Origin of the sequence: Embleya sp. NPDC050493 (assembly GCF_044458105.1) — a bacterium.
Taxonomy (GTDB): Bacteria; Actinomycetota; Actinomycetes; order Streptomycetales; family Streptomycetaceae; genus Embleya.
Genome location: NZ_JBITHP010000003.1, coordinates 194,536 through 214,958, shown reverse-complemented (window position 1 = coordinate 214,958; position 20,423 = coordinate 194,536). Strand labels below are relative to the sequence as shown.

The following is a 20,423-nucleotide window of genomic DNA, read 5'->3' as shown; positions in this document are numbered from 1 at the left end:
GCCGGCCATGATGTGGGTGTTCACGCGGCTTCCCAGGGATGGATGTCCGGTCGTTGATGCCAGGCGACGGCCGGAGTTTCCCGGTGGGCGCGCAGCCACATTTCCAGGGCAAGGACGGCGTCGAGGTCCCCGCGGCCGATGCCGGCGGCGGTGTGCCGGGCGGCCATCCGCAGGGCCTCGACGTCAACGAGCTGAAGTGCCGCCAGGTGTCCGTCGGCCAGGGCGAGTACACGGTCGAGGTGGGTGCGCAAACCACGGATGTGATCGCTGGTCGAGGTCCCCTTGGTGACGCGCGCGGCGATCGAGGCGGGGAGGACGTGCGGCAGGGCCCGGGTCAGGAGAGGTTTGTAGGCGTCGGGACTGGTGCGGCTGGGAGAGGGGCAGGACAGCACCGCCGCAACGACGTGCGAGTCCGTGAACGGGTTGTGCAGGGATACCCCGGTGAGGGCGTGAGCGAGGTGGGCGTCGGCGGCGGCCGTGCGACCGATCTCGCCGATCTGGTCCCAGCTGACCGCGTTCGCCAGGTCGCCGATCGCAGTGTGCTCGGCGAGATCCGCTGCCTGGTCGTAGGTGTACGCCGCGAGGCGTCGCGCGTGGTCGGTCGCCCAGGTCGCCGGTGGTTCGACGGGGAGGAGCGCGAGGCCGCCGGGGCCGGGCGCCGTTCCGGTCAGCACCTGGGCGGTTCGGCGGAGCGCTGCGGAGCGCGAGGTGTGCGCCGCGGTGCGGGCTTGGCGCAGGAGTGGGAGCGGTCGGGTGCGGCGGACCTGTGCCCAGCCCAGGGCGTGCGTGATGGCGGTCTGTGGCCGGCGGGCGCGGAGGAGGTCGGCGAGGTAGAGCAGGGGTGGGCACAGCAGGGTGTCGCCGCCGTCTCCGGTCAGGTGTCCGTCGCTGCCGAAGACGTCGCGCACGAAGCGGAGTTGGTGGGCGAAGAAGGCGTGGCCGAGCATCGCAGGGGCGGGCTCGTCGGTGGCGGGGAGGATGGCGTCGAGATCGGTGTAGGGCTGGTGGCGGTCGTCGAGCGCGAGCATGCGGTGGTCGATCGCCGAGTGCGCCGCAGCGGCGGGAACGTACTCCGGATCGCCGCCGGTCGTGGCGTGTTCGTGGTGCAGGGTGACGGCGCCGATGGTTCTTCCCTGCGGGGCGAGGGCGGCGGCGGCCAGGCGGGTCACGGCGGTGGAGTCGAAACCGCCACTCAAGTCGGCGGTGGGGCGTTCGCACGTCAGCGCGCGCAGCTCGACGGACGCGGTCAGCGCCACGCCGAGCCGGACGGCCGCCTCGGTCGGACCCGTCGTCGGCTCGGCGGACCACAGTGGGACGGGCTCGGACGCCCGCGTGGCCGACAGGTCTACGCGGTGTCCGGCGGGAACGCGGTGAACGCCTGAGAACGCCGTTCGGGTGGGGATGGCCGTCACACACGAGGGGGTCAGCATCCGTACCGCCGGCCACGTGGTGTCCACGTCGGCACCGACCAGACCCGCGAGCGCTCGGGCCGATGTCGACCATGCCAAGCCGGATGCCGCCTGTGTCCAGTACACGGGCACCGCCGATGCCAGATCCGCGTATAGGGCGGTGCCGCTGTCGGTGATCTCGATCAGTGAGTAGGCGCCCGGCCATCGCCACAGGTCCGCCGGCCGGACCCCGCGCGCGGCGAGCGCGGTCAGGTCGTTGTAGTCGGCTCCGCAGGTGCCGAGCACGCAGACCGCCCGATGGGTGGAGTACCCGGTGCGAATCCTCGACCATGGCCCGTCGCCGAGTGACCACAGGGGGAGCCGGTCGTGGGCGAGCGCGGACACGGGCACGGGCGTGGTGGCACGGGACGTCCTGGAAACGAACCCACCGATCATCATGCTCGTAGCTCCTTGGGCATCGCTGTGCGGGAAGTGAGCGTGAACGACCTCGGCCGCCCTCGCCGTGCGGGGGCGGCCGACGGTTTCGGGGTCAGCGCGTGGTCGAGCTGTAGATCTTGCGCTTGTTCTCGCTGCCGCTCGTGTCGCCGCCCCGAGTGAGGACGCCGGCGGTGCCGAGGGCAACCGGCAGGATCACGCGCGCGGGACGGGTGTTGCGGGTGGCGGGCTGCTTCATCGTGTGCCTCCTGGAGTTGAGGAAGACGGTGGTGCCGTCCCCACATCAGGACAACACCGGTTCGCGCGGTTGCGTCCGGGATGTGCAGAACGCGCATGCCATATGCGGATCCTGCACATCGTCTCGACGGAGCGTGATCATCCGGCTACGGTGAGACGAATATCCCTGCGTCTCTCGGGGGCATGGATGGCAGACGCTCTGTGGGATTCGCCGCATGTGAGCGCGCTCGTCCGCGAGCGTCGCATCGGCCCCCTGCTGCGGGCCGGGCGCACCGCGCGAGGTATGCGACAGGCGGATCTCGGGCTCCTGATCGGATACTCGGCGTCGGCCGTGTCCAGGCTCGAATCGGGTCGGTGCAAGGACGATTTCGCAAAGATGCGGGCCGCGGCCGTCGCCGTGGGGATGCCTTCGCGCGTCCTTGCGGCAGTACTCGGCGTGACGGAGTCGCTACCCGCTAGGGTGGCTGGGACCGCCGACCGGCGGGACGAGGAGGACCCCGTGCGCCGACGTTCGCTGCTGACCGCCTCGCTTGCCGCCGTCCCGACGGCGCTCCTGGTCGGCGTCGACGACGCGTTGGCGTCCATTCCCACCACCGCCGGCCCGGCGACCTCCGCGGATGTTGTCCGACTCCTGGGTCGCGCCCGCACGCTCTACGACGTCGGGGATCACGCACGACTCGCGGCCGCGATGCCGAATCTGCTTGCCACCGCGCACACCGCAGTCCAACAGGCCACCGACGAAGCGGTGTTGACCCGCCTCGCCGCCTGCTACGACCTGTGCACCCAGACCCTGTCCAAGCTCGGTAAATACGGCGCGGCGCGCAGTGCCGCGGACCGCGCGACGGTCTACGCCCATCAATCCGGATCTCCGCTCGCGCAGGCCGCGTCGGCGCGCATGCTCGGCATCGTGCTGCGGCACCAGGGCCAAGGAAGCATCGCGCAGCGCATCACACTGGAGGCGGCCGGACGCGTCGAGCAGACGGGCCTGCGGACATCGGAACAGGCCGCCACGTATGCGCAGATGTTGTGCACCTGCGCATACACGGCTGCCGGGGTGGAAGATCGCGGGACGGCGATCGAACTCATGCGAAGCGCCCGAAGCGCCGCAGCACGAATCCCGACAAGCCGCACGGATACCAGGGCATTCAAGGTCACCCCGGCATCGGTGGCCCTGTACGAGGTGGGTGTGCACTGGGCGCTCGGGGACGCCGGCGCCGCTGTCCACGCCGGCCGCGACCTCGCGTCGCGGCATTTCGACACCTCCGAGCGCAGGGGTCGTTTCCACACCGACATGGCGCGTGCCTGGTGGTTGTGGGACAAGCCCGACCAGACCATCGTGGCCCTCATGAACGCGTTGCGTGAGGCACCTGCGGAGGTTCGCAATCGTCCGTCGATGCGAGCGCTGACCCGCGATCTCGCACGACGCCGCCCCAGGGCCGTCGGCGTCAAGGACCTCGTCCGAGCAGTCGGCATCTGATCGCCCCAAGCAGCCGCACGACATACCGGAACGGTTGCGGAACCGCTTGCGTTGTCGGAGTGCGAGCAGCGGGCCGGGGTGATCCCCGACGGTCTGGTCCAGACGGTACAGAGCACGGCAATGGTGCCGTCCGAGGACGAGCCGACCCTTCCGCTCTTCCCAACCCCACCCACGACCCGAACGCGGCGCGCTCGGCCGGTGTCGAGCCCTCGCTGCGGGTCCGCCGATAGCGGTGCCCACCGTACGTCCCGACGCCCCTGCGTTCACTCGCTCGCCGACCGACCACACGGTTCCGTCCGGTCCGTCGTTGGTGGCCGTGGGGGTTGCGCGTCGTCCAATTCGCGCGGGGTTCGGGGTATCGGTCCGGGAAGTGGATCTTGTTGGGTGACCTGATGGTAGGTTTTCCGCGATTGTCAGCCGGTGCGACCGGATCCGGCCGCCTCATCGGGTCTGCCGGGCGGCGGCCGTGATGCGAAACGAGTCCCGATGTCCGAGCACGGTACGCAACATGCGCACGACGCCCGCCGCACGACGGTCGCCACATCCCCGGCGCGCCCGAAGCGGCCATGGCACCACCGGCGCCCTGCGGCCGCGACCGCGTCCTCGGTCGCCGCAACCCGACGGAGGCAGGTCCGGGGTATCGCGGTGGTCGCCTGTGTATTGGTCGTCCTGGCCGCGACCGGCGCCTGTGGGGGTGGCAACGGGGAAAGGGCCCTTTCCCCGGCTGCGGACACCCGCCCGCCCGGGTCGTCGGCACCTCCCGTCGCGCCCGGCACGCCCGCGGCGTCGGCCTCCACCCTCGCCTCACCCGGCGCCGCCCCGACGGGCTCCACGGGCCCGGCGCCGCGGCCGTGCGCGACCGTCACCGCGACCGCGAAGCCGACCCGGGGCACGCTCACCAAGGACGACCTGCGCTCGGCCTCGACCGACTCCGTGCCGCTGACCGGCGACGAGGTCTTCGGCCTCCCCGAACTCCCGTACAAATATCCGGGCGGCACGCTGACCCGGACGTGCGTGAAGATCCTCGACACCTGCGCCCCGATCGCCACCGACGAAGCCGCCGAACTGATCCGGAAGTTGGGGTGCACCCGCGCGGTCGCGGCGCTGTACGTGGACAAGGCCAACAACGTCCAGACCACCGTCGGCGTGCTGGAGATGCCCACCGCGACCGCCGCGGCAACGCTCGCCGAGAGCAAAGCGGGCTGGTACAACCAGGTCGTACAGCCGACCGATCCGATCACCAGGACGTTCGAGGACGGCGCCGCGTACAGCTGGGTCAGCGAATCGTTGTACCGCTACTTCATCTACGAGATCACCGGTCGTGTGGACGGTACGGATCGCACGCCGGCCGAGGTCGACAAGCACGTCGCGGCGCAGAACGCCGTCTACCACCTCGTGGGCGACTCCCTGGACCGCCGCTCGGCCGCGGCGGGGTCGTAGACCCGCGGTCGTCCCCGGCCGGTCGGCAGGCTGCCCGACGACAGGCCCGAGCAAAAGCCGCCGGAAACGGTGCGGGGGGCGGTAGGCACCGGTTCCAGCGCGCTGCTTTCGTGGGGTCGTGGTGGTCGCCGAAGGATCACGTGGGTCGTGACGATCGCCGAGGGGTCACGCGCTCGCGCCGTTCCGCCGACCGCGTCGACTACAAAAAAGGCGTCGAGCCTAGGCGACCAGCGTCGACGAGTCGGCGGTCCGGGTCGGGACCGCGGTCGTGGGATTCGGCGTTGCGCCGCCTTGGGGTTTCGCAAAGGCGCCCGGGAAGTCGGGGAAGGTGAGGGTCTGGGCGCGCAGCAGCTCCACGGCGGCGCGCGGCGACGGGTCCTTGAGGCGCAGTTGTCGGGCTGCGCTGCTGCCCTCTTCCAACAGCCGTCGCGCGACGGTCCGGACGAAGGCGAGGTCGCCGGAGGCGACCAGGTCCGGCATCAGTTCCTCGATCAGTTGCCACACGACCACGCGCGCCGAATCGGTGGCCATCGTCGTCGGGTCGATCAAAAGGCCTTCCAGTCCCGAGCGGGCGGCCCGCCAGGTCGCGGCGCGCAACCATGCCTGGGAATGCCGTCGGGGTCGTTCGCCGTTCTCGGCCGCCCGAACGCCGCGTTGCACGAGGGCGCGGAAGAGGAGGGCGATCAGGACGGAGGTGTCCACGTCGGGACAGGCGTCGCAGATGCGCATCTCGATCGTCGGTACGTGCGAGGACAGGCGCAGGTCCTGGTAGTGCATGCCGAGGTCGAGGATCACCCCCGAGCGGACCATGCCCTCCAACATGTCGTCGTACTCTCGGGCCGAGGCGAAGTCGTCCGCCGGGCCCGCCGAGGGCCACCGCTGCCAGAGCATGTTGCGCCAACTCGCGTACCCGGTGTCGACGCCGAGCCAGTAGGGGGAACTCGCCGACAGCGCCAGGAGGGTGGGCAGATGCGGGGAGATCCAGGACATCGCCCGTGCGGCCACGTCCCGATCCTCCACGCCGACGTGCACATGCAGACCGCACACCACCTGCTCGTCCGCCACCAACGCGTAGTCGCGCTTGATCGCGGCATAACGATCCCCCGCGGCCTGTGGCGAGTCCGTCAGTTCCATCGACGGCGCGGTCCCCGAGGCGATCACCGCGACCCCGATCTTCTCCGCGGCCTCGGCCAAGAGCGTGCGGGAGCGGATCAAGTTGGCGCGCAGATCCGCCAGTTCGAGATGGGGTTCGCTGTTGGTCTCGATGGAGGCTTCCTTGGCTTCGCCGGTGAAACCAACCGCCGGAAGCTCGGCGAGCAGTTCCGTACCGGCCGGGGTCAACCGCCCCGTCCGTCGGTCGACGATGTGGAACTCTTCTTCGACACCCACAGTCCGAATCGACATATGTCCCCCTGAGATGTGTATCGCGTCGGTTGTCGTGCGCGGCGCGTCCGATGGCGGCGCCGGATCCATACCCGTGGAACGGGACTGCTCGAATTCGGTGCGGCAACCGGCGCCGACGGCTCGCGCAAGTCTGTGCCGACGGTCCGAGGTGCCCGAAACCCATTGACCTACAAGGCCGTTGGACAAGACTGCGACCCCGTGACCGCGCTGCCAAGTCCCATTGGGTCCAGGAAGTCTTGCGCTCAGCGCGCCGGGTTCTGGGCCTCGATCGCGCACGGTCACGAAAAGGGGCGACGCATCCCGTTCGTCACCCCGCGCACGGGCCCGTACACACTGTGGGGCCGATCGGTGCGCGATATGGCTATCGATCGCGGACGGCGACGTCGAGGATGAGGCCGACCCGCGAACAGGCTCGGGCTTGGTTCACGCTGCCGTGACCGAGACCGACCGTGCGAGCCTGCTCGTCGTGTCCCCCGTCGTCCGGCGCGGGTCCGCAGGCGGCACGGGCGTCGCAAGGACCCCGCCGGGCACGCGGGAGGCGCGAGCGGAAAGGCACGTGACCGCCCCGGCGCCCCTTCCCCTCGGCCGGCTCGGCGCTCCGCTTACGAGCCCTACCCGTCCGCCCGGCGGCGCTCCCCGTACGTGTCCTACGCGTCCGCCCGGCGACGTTCCCCTTGCGTGTCCTACGAGACCACCCGGCGCTCCTCTCCCCGCAAGTCGCCGCCAGGTGGCGGTGGTCGACCGCCGACAGCGAAGCACGGAACGGCGACCGCCGTCCAGGGCTCGGCACCATCCGATCCCTCATGGTGCTGTGAGGGAACCGTGATGGGCCCTCCCCCTTGGCATCCGAGGCATTGGATCCCATGATCGACTTCGTGATCCGATACCTACGCACCCGCTCGGCCGTCGCCTTGGGCGCGGTGACCCTGGCGCTGTACGGGCCGGTGTCCGCCGCGGCGGCCGACCCCGCTCCACCGGCCGAGGCGGTGCCGGCCAAGGTGGAGTTGGTACTCGACCTGTCCGGTTCGATGAAGCAGAACGACGCCGGCGGGCAGACCCGCCTGGAGGCCGCCAAGCAGGCGGTGAACCGCATCATCGACGCGGCTCCGGCCAACGCCCAGGTGGGCATCCGCGTCTACGGCGCCACGTATCCCGGCGCGGACAAGGCCGCCGGCTGCGCCGACACCCAACTCCTGGTACCGGTCGCGGTGATGGGCGAGGGCGCCAAGACCGCGGCCAGGCAGCGGGTCGCCGCCCTGAACGCCGTGGGCTTCACTCCGATCGGCAACGCCCTGCGCGCCGCCTCCGACGACCTCGGCACCCAGGGCGAGCGACACGTCATCCTGGTCTCCGACGGCGAGGACACCTGCGCACCTCCGCAACCCTGCGAGGTGGCTCGGGAGTTGAACGCGCGCGGCACGAAGTTGACGGTCGACACGGTCGGCTTCAACGTCTCCGGGGCCGCCCGGGAGCAACTCAAGTGCATCTCCACCGCCGGCGGTGGGGTCTACGCCGACGCGAACGACACCGACTCGCTGGTCTCCAACATGTCCAGTCTCTTTCGACGGGCCTGGACCCCCTACGACGCGTCCGGCCGACCCATCCGGGGGGCGACGACCGGCTGTGCGAACGCGCCGATGGTCGAGGACGGTCAGTACCTCGACGCCTTCGTCACCAGTCGGGACCTGTGGTACCGCATTCGCAAGAACCCGGACGAGGACCTTGCCATCGGCGCCACCGCGATCTTCTCCGAACGCATGCGCGCGGGCGACGACCGGGAGAACTCGGCCTTTCTGACCCACCTGTTCATCCGTTCGGGTCCCGCGGACCTACCCCAGAGCTGGATCCTGAAGGAGGGCGTCGCCTTGGAGGCGAACAACATCGTCACCACCGGCGCGAACGGCGGGTCGAACAGCACTGCCCGGGCCCCGGACGGAATCGGCTGCCTGCGCATCTCGCACAACGCCGAGGTCGATCCGCAGCGCCGGATCCTGCTCGAACTCCTGATCAGCCATCCCAAGCGTCCCGGTGCGGTGAACGCCGCGAACAATCCCGCACCCGAGCGCTCGGCACCCGTTGCGAGCGGCGCGCCCTCCGGGGCACCCGGCACCGACACCCGCGCCCGGGTCACCGCGTCCTCGGACGACGACGGCGGACCCGGTACCGCGGTGACCGTCGGCCTGATCGCCGGCGCCGTGTTGCTGGGCGGCGGGCTCGGGTCGTTCCTGGCCGGTTCCCGGCGTGGGCAGAGGGGGCAGGCGTGAACGGCGTCATGCGCGTACGCAGGGCACTGGCTGCGGTCGCCGCGGTCCTGGCCGTGCCGGTCGTCGGCGTGGTGGCCGCCACTCCCGCGGCGGCTGCCGACGGCCCGAGCGGATTCTCCTTCAACAGCGCCGGCGAAATCGGACCGGGGGTCCACCGCGAGAGCATGGTCGTGGGTGACTTTCTCTTCTGGCGGGTGTTCGTGCAGCCCGGACAGAAGCTCTCGATCAAGGGGTCCGTCGACATTCCGGCCGACTTCCCACACAAGCAGGGTCCCCGGTTCGTCCTCAACCTCTACAACCCGCTGCGCGAGGCCATTCCGCTCCTGGACAACCCGACGAACCAAATCCTGCCCGGAACCACCCACTTCGAGGCCACCTCGGGTGCGTGGACGGTGGGGGACGGCAAGAAGTACGAGAACTTCGACGGCACCAAAGGCTCGTTCAAGGAGTTCAAGGACGACAAGTACGCGCTGCGCGGCTCCTATTACATCCAGATGTCCATCTCGGGCGCCCAGGGGCCCCAGCGCGGCATCGTGGTGCCGGTGAAGCTGGAGGTGTCGGTCGAGGGCACCGTGGTCCAACGTCCCGATCAGCCGGCCGGCCCCGAGGAGGACCCTCGCCCGACGGGCGGCACGGTCCCCGAGGCACCTCCCTCGGGGACGACGCGAACACTCGCGAGCGGTACCGCGCCGCCGGTGGCGGGTACGGGCGGCAACTCGTCGTCGGTGGCCTCCGATTGGAGTACGCCGGCGGGCGGCGCGGTGATCGCCCTCCTGCTCGCGGCGGGCCTCGGTTACCTGCTGCGCCGTCGGTTCGCCGGCACCGCGCCCGCACCATCGGCCTCGCCGTGGACCGCGCACATGTCGCCGACCGCTCCGACGCACCCACCCACCGCGGCATCCCCGTCGCCGTCCACCGGACCCACGGTGTCCGCTCCCGCGCCGCCACCCACCCGCCCGGTCGCGCAACCGCGCCCCGCACACCCCGACACGCCGCCACCCACCCGCCCGGTGGCGCAGCCTCGGCCCGAACACCCCGACCCGGCGCCACCCTCGACGACGTGGCGACCCGACCAAGCCACGTACGCCCCGGGCACGGCACCCGAATCGCACGAGGTGACCCAGGCGTTCGAAACCCCCCGCCGCCCGGAGCACCCGCCCGGCACCCCGCCGCACTCGCACTGAACCACGAACTGCGAACCACGAGCCGGGAACCGCGAATCCCGGGCCGGGAGCTGCGAACCGGAACCACCGGTTACGAACCACCCGCTGCGAACCACCGGCTTCGGCTACCTCCTACGACCTACGCCCCACAACGACAGAGCATTCCGGGCCCGCGCGCCCACGTGATGCCCCGGTGGCCGATCCACCGGGGCATCACGCGTTCCGTGCCGGCCCTTCCACGCGACGGGCAAGGAGCCGGTACGCGGCCGTGGTTGCAACGTTGCTGCAACCCCCCTCCGGCGACTGGTGGAAGGGCGTCCGCTCGCGCACACTGCCGGAACGCAGGTCGGCAACCCCATGGCCGATGCCGAAGGAGACACGTGCCCTGCCCTGCGTACGGCGGTTCGGCGGCGAGGAGTTGTGCCGCGCCGTCCGCGCCGATGGTCGGGCCGAACCGCGACCCGAGAATCGGGAAGGTCGATGATGGTGATGTCCCAGCGGACCACGGACTGCCGCTCCTCCGTCGGGTGCCTGCCCGAGGAGCACTTGCCGGTTCAGGTGCCCTCGGCACGACCGCCGCGAATACGCTCCGATTTCCCGCATGCCGCCCGCATGTACGACTACTACCTCGGCGGCAAGAACAACCTCGCGGTCGATCGCGGCACCGCCGAGACCGTACTCGCCCTGGCGCCGGAAGTCCGCGCGATGGCCCTCGCCAATCGCGCCTTCCTGCGCCGTGCGGTGTCGTTCGCGACCGGGGTCGGGATCCGGCAGTTCCTGGACATCGGGGTGGGTCTCCCGACGGCCGGTGACACCTACGAGTGCGCGCTGCTCGGGACGAAGCACGCGCGGGCGGTGTACGTCGACAGGGATCCGATGGTCCTCGCGCACGCCCGGGCGCTGTCCGCCCGCCCCGGTCGGGTGTCCGTGGTCGACGGGGACCTGCGCGATCCCGGTGCCCTGTTGGAACAGGCCGCCGGGCGAGACGGGTTGGACTTCGACCGGCCGGTGGCGGTGGTCCTGACCGCGGTCCTGCACTACCTGTCGGACGCCGACGATCCCTGGTCCGCGGTCGCCGAGGTGATGGCCGCGACCAAGCCGGGCAGCGTGCTGCTGCTCTCGCACGCCGCCGCCGATCTGCGCCCGGAGGCGGCCCGCGCGACCGCGGCGACGTACCGGCAGTCGGCGACCCCGCTGTTCCCGCGCAGCGCTCGAGAGGTGGGCGCGCTGTTCGCCGGGCTGACCCTGATCGAACCCGGCGTGGTTCCGGTCGCGTCCTGGCGCACGGACCGACTGCCGCGCGTCCACGCCGACCGGCAGTGGATGTACGCGGGGGTCGCCGTCAAGCCGCCACCGGCGGGTAGGTGGCAGTGTTCGAGCGGAGGGCGCGGCATGCCCACCTCCCGGCGTTCGTGTCTGTAGAGGGGGCTCGGGCCGGGTCGCGGTCGACGTACGGCCGGTGTTCGGAACGGACGCGGTAGAGCGTCGGCGGCGGCGTCGGCGGAGATCGGCGCAGCATCGGTAGCGCGTCGACGGAGCATGGCCGGAGCGCGGATGCTACCGGCGCATTTACCGGACCGTGGTACCCACGCCGTCCTTTCCCACCTGGCCGGCGGTTCGCAACGATGAACACCGTTGCCCGGACGCCGTCGGATGGTCCGGAGCGACAAGGTGGTGCGGCGGGAGCCCGCGGGTACCCGGCCCAGTCGGGGTCCCGCCGGCCCGGTTCAGGAGACGCTGTGCGAGCAGGCCCCGGATGCCTCGGGGACCTCCTGCCGTGGGCCGGACCACCCGGCGCGTGGTGCGAAGTGGTCGGCGGCCGCGATCCGATCGACCCCGTGGCCGCGGTGACTCGTCCCGCGGTCACGGTGGTCTTCGGCGCGATGCCGGCGGGAGTCTGCCGCCCAGGTGTCGCCGAGGGTGCGAACTCCCTTTATTACTCGGGTGTTTACCGGTCCCCGGTGCCCGTCGCGACCTTTGTCGCACCGTCGCGGTTCGCGAGGATATGGGCATGCCGCAGAATGCTCAAGAGGCAACACGCAAACGCGAATCCACGACACCGGCGGGTCCTCGAACCCGTCGCCCCGGCCTGCTTTTGGGAGTGGAGGGATTGGAAGCGCACGACATCGGTTCCGCGCTGTTGCGTTCGATCTCCTCTCCTCCGCGGATCTTCGTCGGGTCGGCGCGCGAGCCGAATGCCCGACCGGACTTCGCCACCTTGATGGCGCTGGCCGATGCGGTCGGGGGCGAGCCGTACATCCGCGGGGGACGGTCCGCTTCCGAGACCCTGACGCTGGTCGCGATGCAGACTCATCGCTACGAATCGACTCGGCTGTTCCTGGCCGCCGGCCGCACCGTCGTCGAGCAGCGCGGCGTGTACAGCGCGGCGATCGAGGACGCCGTCACCCGTCATCCCGGCGACTCGGACCGCGCGCACTGGGCGGCCCGACGCTTCCTGTCCACCGTCGCCGAGTGGCGTCCGCTGCCCGACGTGGTGCTGCTCAGCATGGACGAACCGGAGGCGGTCGTCGAGCGGTTGCGCCACCAGGACCGAGAGCAGACCCCCGAACCTGGCCAACTCCTGGAGAAGGTGGCGCTGTTCCGGCTGCTCGCGGCGGACGACCCGGAGCGGTTCCGGATCTTCGACCGGCGCGGGATCGAGGAGACGCAGATGGCCGAGGCGGTGCGCGACTGGTTGATCCGGATGCTGCCGGAGGAGATGGTCTCGCGGTCGGCCTGAGCCGGGGGACGACGAAAGACGCCGACCCCCGTGGGGGGTCGGCGTCCGGTTTCGCGTCTCAGTTGCCTCGGGCAGGCCGTGCGCAGCACGTCGCGTCGTCGTACGCCGAAGCAAGGCCGGGGTGCGAACCGTACGAGCCACGCGGCGCCCAGGGACCGACGGCCCGGAAGCCGCCTCGGAGGGTACCGCCGCCTCGGCCTCGGCTGTGCGGCATGGGGGAGGAAGTCATCTGCTCGTCCTTTGCGTTCGTGATGGGATTCGGGTTGGTGGGGTTCGGGTTCGCGGGGTTCGGGTTCGCGGGGTTCGGGTTCGCGGGACTCGGGTTCGTGGGACTCGGGTTCGCGGGACTCGGGTCGAGCGTCGGTGCAGCACTGATGTCGAGAGAGGAAGTCGCCTCCTCGTCCTTCGCGTTCGTGGTGCGATTCGGGTGCGCGTTCACAGGTTCACGCGTTCCGGGAGGATCGTCGCCGCAGCAACAGCGCGGCGAGACCGGCGCCGAGCACGATCGCCGCGGGCAGTCCGGCCCAGACCAGCGGGCCGCCGTAGGCTGCGGATTTCTCGTCCCGCCCGGACGAGTCGGTGAGCCCGGGTTCGGTCCGGATCGGGTTGCGCGTGGTCGGTGACTCGTTCGCCGGCGGGGTCGAGGATCCGGCGGATCCGGAAGCGTGCGCGTACACCGGGCCGGGTTCCTTGCTGCCGGTCACCGACACGTCGACGGCCAGCGAGCGCAACTCCCCTTCGCCCTGGGCGGATACCGCGATGTAGTACCAGCCGGGCAGCATGTCGGCGACCTCTTGTTGCCGGTCGCTGCGGTTGCGGAAGCGCACTGGGCGGGTGGCGAAGGGATCCAGCCCCTTGGCGAAGATGTGCTCGGTGTCGTGCACGCCCCACGAGTCCTGGGCCAGCTGCTCGCGGATGGGATTGTAGAAGTGGGTCTGTACTCCGATGATCTCCTTCCCACCGCCGACCCGGGTCTGGAAGGCGAGGCTCTGGCCCCAGTCGAGGCGGACCCGGTAGAAGGCCCACTCCCCCGGGGCGAGGGTGTCGGTGTAGTGGCCGGAACCGGGGAGGGTGGTGGCCGAGGCGAACGAGCCACCGCCGACCACCGGTCGCGCCGCGCCACCCGGCTCGGTGTATCGCGCGATGTCGGCTTCGGCGGGACCCGGGTCCAGGGCCTGCGGTTCGAGCAGCACCTGGAGTTCGAGCGGCGCCGGCGGCCCCGTACCGCGGCGGGTCACCGAGAACACCTGCCTTCCCGGTCGACCACATCCGTTGGCCCCGGTACCGGAGGCCGTCCAGCGCACGGAAGCCGTGACGACCTTGGACAGGTTTTGGTCGAGGCCGGTGTCCGAGGTGCAGAAGCCGGAACCGCGCTCGCCGATCTGCTTGACGTCGAGCGCTTCGAGGCCCTTGATCCTGCTGATCGTGGTGCCCGAGACGTAGGCGGTGTAGCCCGCGGGCACGTCCACGCCGTAGTACTTCACCTCCTTGTCGGCCAACTCGTCCAGGTAGCTCCCGGGAGCCAGCGCCGCGGCGCGGGCCGGATCCGGGCCGCCGTCGACCGCGGTCCCCGTCGGTTCGTAGCCGCGCAGCGCGCGCTGTGTCACCCGGGTGAGTTCACGCTCCAACGAGGCCGCGTCCGGGGCGTCGGCGTAGGTGCCGCCGGAGGCGCGAGCGATGCAGGTGAGCTGGGCGCGGGTCTTGGGGTCGGCCGCGAAGCCGACGGTGTGCACCCGCATGTCCACGCCCTGGGCGGCGAGTTCCCGCGCCACCTGGCAGGGTTCGGGCGGCGCGCACGTGTCCTCGCCGTCGGAGACCAGCACGATCGAGCGCGGGCCTTCCGTCGGCAGCGCCGCGGCGGCCTTGCGCAGGGCCGGCCCCATCGGTGTCCAGCCCATCGGTCGGATCTCCTGCACCGCGGCCTTGAGGTCCGGTCCGCGGGCGCTGCCGACGGGTTGTACCACCGTGACGTCACGGCAGCCGTCGGCCCGGTCGGTGGTGGATCCGCTCTGCCCGGTGCCGTACACCGTCAGTCCCAGTCGGGAGCCCTCCGGCGCGGTGTCGACCAGTGTCGTGATCGCCTTCCTGGCGACATCGATCCTGGTCTCCGTGGCGGCCCGCTCGTTCATCGAACCGGAGGCGTCCAGCACCAGCATCACCGGTGCCAGTCCTTCGAGTTCGGTCGCGCGGGCGGCCGGCCCGGCGGACAGTGCCGACGCGGCACCGAGCGCGACCGTGAGGACCGCGGCCGCGCAAGCCGGAAGTGCTCTGGATCTCATGTCCGGGAATGTAGATCGAGTTGCAGTAGCAAACAAGAGATTCGCTAGTAGAAATCTTCGCGCGTCTGTCGATGCCCTGTTTGCTCTGATTGTGCACTAACAGCACGTATGACCGGCCCACTTGTGCCCCTACAACCCCCGCCCACCCCGTGCAGGTCCACCGCCGGGCGATCGCACCATCGTTGCAGTTGCAAACATCCGGTCGGGTGCCGCGCCGGCGCGTTCCGGTCACGGCATCGCGCACATTCACTGTGCACATCGAAACTCGTATTCGCCTGTCCGGCCCTTTGCCAGTGCAATGTGTAACCGGAAAACCGAATCGGTGGCCGCTTGCGCTCTTGTACTCTTGCCGCAGGAATCCGATGCGACCGGACCGGTCTCCGGAGCCGGAACAAGGGCGAATAATCGGCGCGTTCGAGATATCACCCACCCACGGTGCAGTGGCGTCCACCTGCGTGCGGCCGCCCGGACGGCGGGCACGTTCGAGTCGCGTGAAATCCGCATGCGATAAAAAAGCCGATCCAAGAGTTGAGGCTGGAGGTGCGATGAGCAAGCCGACGGTTACCAATCCGTGGATTACCGCCACCGTCACCGAATCGCCCGAGGTCTTGGCCCCGCAACCGGCCCCGCCGCCCACGATGTTGCCGACTCGGCCTCGGCCCGGGGCGGTACTGCCTCCGCACGACGGTGGTCTGCCGATTCGGCACCTTCACCCGAACGAACAGGCGCCGTGGTGGTGGTTGGGCTGTCACGGCGGTGCCGGAGTCGGCATGTTGAGCGCCACGTTCCCCGACGGTCGGGACGCGGATCGGCACTGGCCGGTCCCCGGTGACGGCACCTCGGCGAGCGTCCTGCTCGTCGCCCGCACCAACGTCCCGGGTCTGCGGGCGGCCCAGACGGCCGCCCGGCAGTGGGCCTCGGGTGGCGTGCCACAGGTCCGGTTGCTTGGCCTGGTGGCGGTCGCCGACGCGCCCGGCACCCTGCCCAAACCATTGCGCGATCTGGTGAAGCTGGTGGCCGGGGCGTTTCCCCGCACCTGGGCCGTCCCCTGGATCGAACCGTGGAGATTCGGCGAGACCCCTCCGGTCGCCGAACTCCCGAAACCGCTGGCCCGACTGGCCGGAGATCTAAGCCACGTTGTTGCGAGAAACCGAGGCCCCTGGTGATAGCTACTGTGTTCACTGCGATTCACGGAATACAGGGTTGGGCAACCGACGGAGATTCCAAGTCTCCATCGCCACCGCCCGGCCCCTCCATGCCGAAGCCGAAGACTTTCACGCCGGACAACGGTCTCACCGACGGCATCGCAAAGGTCGCCGGTGTGGTGTCCTACGGAATCCTCGCCTTCTCGTTCCTGGTCGCCCTGGTATGCACGGGCATGATCTGGAAGGCGCACAAGGACGGCGGGCAGGCGTCCTTCGTCGGACTCGGCATGGCCATGCTCACGGTGATTGTTTCCGGCAGCCTGGCCACCATCTTCAACTGGGTGACCTGAACCGCGAACCCGCCTCCCTTTTCACGTGATTCGCGGCCCCACCCGGAGTAGAGCGCATGGCCTGGTTCAGAAAGGAACAGTCGGCGTCGAGCGGATACGACGATGAGGGCAGCCGTTTCACACAGCCCGGCTTCATCGCATCCGCACTTGTCATCCTGTTCGTCGTCCTCAGTGCCGTCTATCTCGCCGTGGCGGGCAACGACGGAAAGACCCGATCCGCCCCGCCGTCCACGGCGCCCAACATCGCCCCGGTGACCCTGGCTCCCGTCCCGGACTCCGTGTCCGCGGAAACGAACGAGTGTCCCTTCACGCCGGTGACGGATGTGACCCGCCCGACGCAACCGCCTCGGGACGTCGCCTGGCAGTCGTTCCGCACGGTATTGCTGCCGGCCTCTTCGACGGCCGGGCCCATGGTCACCCAGGGCGACGTGGCCCGCTGCTACCAACAGACCCCCACCGGCGCCCTGTTGGCGACCGCACAGATCACCACCCGGTACGCCTTGGCGGAGAACTGGCTCCGAGTGGTCGCCGAGCAGGTTCTGCCCGGGCCGAGTGCGGACGCCTATTCGCTTCCGCGCATCGAACGGGAGTTGACCCGTGGCGCCCCGCGACCACCGGAGCCCGGGAGCATGTCGCAGATCGCCGGTTTCAAGTTCGTCACCTACAGCTTCCAATCCGCTTCCCTGGAAATCGCGCGCCGCACGCCGGACGGCAAGTTGCAGGCGTTCGTGCACACGGTCGTCTGGACGCACGGCGACTGGAAGTTGGAGCTCCAGCCGGACGGCGCCGACGCGCCGATAGGAAGAAGTCTGATCTCGCTGGAGGGGTTCGTTCCCTGGGGGGGCTCGTAAAACGTGCAGCGGAAAACATGGCGGGTCACGCGGCCTCGGGCCGCCCACCGCCCGACCGGTCGCAGGGCCTTCTTGATCGCGGCGCGGGCAGCCGTGCTCGTCGGCTTCGTGCTGTCCTTCCTCGTCCTGCAAAGCGGTCACCCCAGCATGGCCGTGGACAAATATGACAAATCTTGCGTCTGGTTTCCGGACAATGCCGCAGGATCGAAGTGGACCTTCTACTGCCCGGGCGAGGATTCCTCCGCCAAGGACGAAACCGGCTCGTGGAACGGTTTCCAGCTCATCGGCGGCGACTCGGCCAAGGCGAAGGAAGACCTGGATAAATGGCGCAAGAACGAACTCAACCTCACCGGTAAGGCGTTGGAGGCGGCCGGCGGTCTCGGCAACGAGCCCAAAACGCTGGAGGAGCCCCAGAACCGATCCTTCATGCTGGACGGTGCCGAGAAAGCCCAGAGTCCGTGCGTCCTGATGGACGGAAAGCACGGCGGCGCCAACGAGAAGCGCGAGGTCAAGTGCGTCGAGGTACGGGAAATGCTGGAGAAGAAGCAGCACCCGTGCACAATGGCACCGCCCCAATCGCGCTCGCTGTGCATCCAGCAACACCTGTCCTGGTCCGACTACGCGAAGCCGGCCCCCGGTGACCTGCCGTCGTGCGACACCACCTCGAAGATCTCGGTCTGCCCCGACAACAACGTGGTCGCGCAGAACGCGAAAAGTGAGGACAGCAAGTTCCTGAACGAACCCATCACGTTCATTCGGGATCAGAGCAAGAACGCGGTGCGCACGACGTTGTTGTGGTGGATCAAGGCACCGGACCCCTTGATCAGCGAAACCGACAAGACGGACTGCGACGACGGCACCGGCAAGTACACGGACCGCACGAAACCGTATCCGTGCAGCAGGAACACCACCGACTTCCTCACCCGGCACACGAACCCGTTCACCTACTTCCTCGCGCTGGCCTGCGTCATATTCGCCGGCTTCAAGCTCGCCTACACGCGCGACGCAAGCTCGGTGAAGGACGTCATCAAGGGCACGATCACTCTCGTCCTGGTCACCGGCAGTGCGATCTTCCTGGTCAATGTCGCCGTCCGGGCCTGTCAGGGATTCACCGATTGGATCGTCGTCCGAGGACTCAGTCCGGAGACCAACGGCGCGGCCAACACGGACCGCGCACTCCAGGAGGCCGCGGACAGATTCGCGCAGAGTCTGGAGGGGTTCGATTCCATCGTGCTCTTCCTGCTGGCCGCGTTGATCATCATCTCGTCCAACATGGTCCAGTACTTCTACATGACGGCCCGCCTGTTCTTCGTGATCGTGCTGACCGGGACACTCCCACTGACCGCCGCGGCCACTTCGACCGCGGCCGGCAGAAACCTGTTCCAGCGGCACATCTCGTATCTGATCGCGTTCATCTTCGTGAAGCCCGCATCGATGATCATCTTCGTCGCGGGAGCCCGACTCTGGGCACCGCCGGGATATCAGGGCCTGGACTACAGCGATCAGTTCCGCGGCTTGTTCGTGCTCGCACTGGTCACCTTGGTCGGTCCCGCGACCGTCCGGGTCGTCTTCGCCATGACCGGCCCGGCGGCCGGATCCAACGCGGCGAACATCGGTGCGGCGGGCGCCGTCCTGACAGTCGGCGCGAGGAGCGTCGGAGCCGCATCGAACCTGGTGCGACACCGGAACCAAGGGGGCAACAACTGATGAGTAACGTCACCAGCCACGACGTTCGCACGTATGGAAACTGGCAGAAGCCGATCTCGCCCGGCCTGGGCCGCCTCGGCTTCATCGGCACCGTGGCCGGCATCGGCGGCCTGCTGCTGGTCATCCTGGTGATGATGATCTCGTTCGTCGCCGCCCTCGTCGTGGGCGTGCTCATCGCCTTCGCCCTGCTGCCGATGGTCATGCGCGACAAGCACGGTCGCAACGGTTTCCAATGGGCCGCCGCCCGGGTCTCGTGGAGCGCGGGCAAGGCCCAGGGAGCCCACCTGTACCGATCGGGCCCGCTCGGTCGGCTCCTGCTCGGCACCTGCAAGTTGCCCGGCCTCGCCGCCGCCTCCAAGCTCTTCGAGGCGCACGACGCGTACGGCCGACCGTTCGCCCTCGTCACCATTCCCGCGACCAACCACCACACCGTCGTCCTCACCTGCAGCGCCGACGGCGCCTCCCTCGTCGACCCCGACCAGGTGGACACGTGGGTCGCCTACTGGGGCCTGTGGTTGTCCCAGATCGGCCACGAGCCGGGTCTGGTGGCAGCCTCGGTCACGATCGAGGCCGCACCCGACACGGGTGAGCGACTGCGCGGCGAAATCGACGGCAACGTGGTCGCCGGGGCGCCTTCGCTCGCCAAGCAGGTGCTGGAGGAAGTGAGCGAGGCGTACGGACAGGGATCGGCCCAGATGTCGACGCGGGTGGCACTCACCTACTCGGGGGCCGCGCGCGGAGCACGGGCGCGTCGCAACGCCGAGGAGATGGCGGTCGATCTGGGCATGCGGCTCCCCGGGCTGTGCAGCAGCCTGCAGATGACCGGGGCCGGCCCGGCCCGGCCGATGACGGGTCGGGAGCTGACCGAACTGGTCCGGGTCGCCTACGACCCGAGCGTGGCCACCTTCATCGATCAGGCTCGTTCCGAGCGTACGAGCGATCTGCGCTGGGACGACGCCGGCCCGACGGCCACCGAGGAATCGTGGGGCCACTACCGGCACGACAGTGCCTTCTCGGTCACGTGGGCGATGTCGGAGGCGCCCCGCGGCGAGGTGTACTCGAGTGTGCTGACCCGACTGGTGTCCCCGCACCCGGACATCATGCGCAAGCGGGTGACCCTGCTGTATCGGCCGCACGATCCCGCGACGTCGGCTCGACTGGTGGAACGCGACCGCAAGGACGCCATGTTCAAGGCGAAGCAGTCCAAGGTCGCCAACGCCCGTGACTCGATCGCGGTCCAGGCCGCCGAGCAGGCCGCCCGCGAAGAGGCCACCGGCGCAGGACTCGTGCGGTTCGCCATGCTGATCACCGCCACCGTCAACGACGTCGCCGACATCAAACTCGCGGCATCCGCGGTGGACAACCTCACCGCCTCGTCCCGGATTCTCGTGCGTCGCGTCTACGGCTCACAGGCCTCCGCGTTCGCGGCGGCGCTCCCGTTGGGGCTGGTCCTGCCCAACCACCTCAAGCTCCCACAGGCTCTGCGTGAAGCGGCGTAACCCGTCGGGTCCCCGGAACACGC

15 protein-coding genes are annotated in these 20,423 nt (G+C 69.7%); 11 read left to right on the top strand and 4 right to left on the bottom strand.

The genetic code is table 11. The annotated features are described in order from the left end of the window. Positions 1 to 20 precede the first annotated feature (20 nt). Both ACIBM5_RS07715 and ACIBM5_RS07710 read right to left on the bottom strand, forming a co-directional pair. Positions 21 to 1,847, bottom strand: coding sequence for an albusnodin/ikarugamycin family macrolactam cyclase (locus tag ACIBM5_RS07715; protein ID WP_396005928.1), 1,827 nt, complete (start codon positions 1,845 to 1,847; stop codon positions 21 to 23). 91 nt (positions 1,848 to 1,938) lie between these two features. After that, entirely contained in the window at positions 1,939 to 2,082 is a 144-nt protein-coding gene (locus tag ACIBM5_RS07710) for an albusnodin family lasso peptide (protein ID WP_396005927.1), read from the bottom strand. A gap of 102 nt (positions 2,083 to 2,184) precedes the next feature. On the opposite strand from ACIBM5_RS07710, the gene ACIBM5_RS07705 reads away from it, so the two are divergent. Both ACIBM5_RS07705 and ACIBM5_RS07700 read left to right on the top strand, forming a co-directional pair. Continuing rightward, complete coding sequence (locus ACIBM5_RS07705) at positions 2,185 to 3,558, top strand: helix-turn-helix domain-containing protein (RefSeq protein WP_396005926.1); 1,374 nt, start codon at positions 2,185 to 2,187, stop codon at positions 3,556 to 3,558. 645 nt (positions 3,559 to 4,203) lie between these two features. After that, a complete protein-coding gene (locus ACIBM5_RS07700; RefSeq protein WP_396005925.1) occupies positions 4,204 to 4,998 on the top strand; it encodes a hypothetical protein in 795 nt (264 codons plus the stop codon). A gap of 219 nt (positions 4,999 to 5,217) precedes the next feature. On the opposite strand, the gene ACIBM5_RS07695 is transcribed toward ACIBM5_RS07700, so the two are convergent. Then, positions 5,218 to 6,402, bottom strand: a complete 1,185-nt coding sequence (locus tag ACIBM5_RS07695; RefSeq protein ID WP_396005924.1) for a glutamate--cysteine ligase — start codon at positions 6,400 to 6,402, stop codon at positions 5,218 to 5,220. 863 nt (positions 6,403 to 7,265) lie between these two features. Between ACIBM5_RS07695 and ACIBM5_RS07690 the strand changes: the two genes are divergently transcribed. From ACIBM5_RS07690 to ACIBM5_RS07675, 4 genes are all read left to right on the top strand, one after another. Further along, positions 7,266 to 8,666: a VWA domain-containing protein gene (locus ACIBM5_RS07690; protein ID WP_396005923.1), complete on the top strand. Its 1,401-nt coding sequence runs from the start codon at positions 7,266 to 7,268 to the stop codon at positions 8,664 to 8,666. Beyond that, a complete protein-coding gene (locus ACIBM5_RS07685) occupies positions 8,663 to 9,850 on the top strand; it encodes a hypothetical protein (protein WP_396005922.1) in 1,188 nt (395 codons plus the stop codon). Before ACIBM5_RS07690 ends, ACIBM5_RS07685 begins: the two co-directional genes overlap by 4 nt. A gap of 537 nt (positions 9,851 to 10,387) precedes the next feature. After that, positions 10,388 to 11,251 carry an SAM-dependent methyltransferase gene (locus tag ACIBM5_RS07680; RefSeq protein WP_396006367.1) on the top strand — a complete coding sequence of 288 codons (864 nt, stop codon included), beginning with the start codon at positions 10,388 to 10,390 and terminating at the stop codon, positions 11,249 to 11,251. 688 nt (positions 11,252 to 11,939) lie between these two features. Beyond that, a complete protein-coding gene (locus ACIBM5_RS07675) occupies positions 11,940 to 12,569 on the top strand; it encodes a hypothetical protein (protein WP_396005921.1) in 630 nt (209 codons plus the stop codon). Positions 12,570 to 13,012: 443 nt separating this feature from the next. Here ACIBM5_RS07675 and ACIBM5_RS07670 read toward each other — a convergent pair whose 3' ends face one another. Then, the gene (locus ACIBM5_RS07670) at positions 13,013 to 14,848 is read right to left on the bottom strand and encodes a VWA domain-containing protein (protein WP_396005920.1); all 1,836 of its coding nucleotides are present in this window, start codon (positions 14,846 to 14,848) and stop codon (positions 13,013 to 13,015) included. Between the two features lie 362 nt (positions 14,849 to 15,210). Here ACIBM5_RS07670 and ACIBM5_RS07665 point away from each other — a divergent pair, with 362 nt between their 5' ends. From ACIBM5_RS07665 to ACIBM5_RS07645, 5 genes are all read left to right on the top strand, one after another. Continuing rightward, positions 15,211 to 16,014: a DUF6668 family protein gene (locus tag ACIBM5_RS07665; protein WP_396006365.1), complete on the top strand. Its 804-nt coding sequence runs from the start codon at positions 15,211 to 15,213 to the stop codon at positions 16,012 to 16,014. 89 nt (positions 16,015 to 16,103) lie between these two features. Further along, positions 16,104 to 16,343, top strand: a complete 240-nt coding sequence (locus tag ACIBM5_RS07660) for a hypothetical protein (protein ID WP_391584236.1) — start codon at positions 16,104 to 16,106, stop codon at positions 16,341 to 16,343. A gap of 56 nt (positions 16,344 to 16,399) precedes the next feature. Next, entirely contained in the window at positions 16,400 to 17,194 is a 795-nt protein-coding gene (locus tag ACIBM5_RS07655) for a hypothetical protein (RefSeq protein ID WP_396005919.1), read from the top strand. Between the two features lie 72 nt (positions 17,195 to 17,266). Continuing rightward, on the top strand, positions 17,267 to 18,901 hold the full coding sequence (locus ACIBM5_RS07650) for a hypothetical protein (RefSeq protein ID WP_396005918.1): 1,635 nt from the start codon (positions 17,267 to 17,269) through the stop codon (positions 18,899 to 18,901). Further along, positions 18,901 to 20,400: an SCO6880 family protein gene (locus ACIBM5_RS07645; RefSeq protein WP_396005917.1), complete on the top strand. Its 1,500-nt coding sequence runs from the start codon at positions 18,901 to 18,903 to the stop codon at positions 20,398 to 20,400. Before ACIBM5_RS07650 ends, ACIBM5_RS07645 begins: the two co-directional genes overlap by 1 nt. Positions 20,401 to 20,423 lie beyond the last annotated feature (23 nt).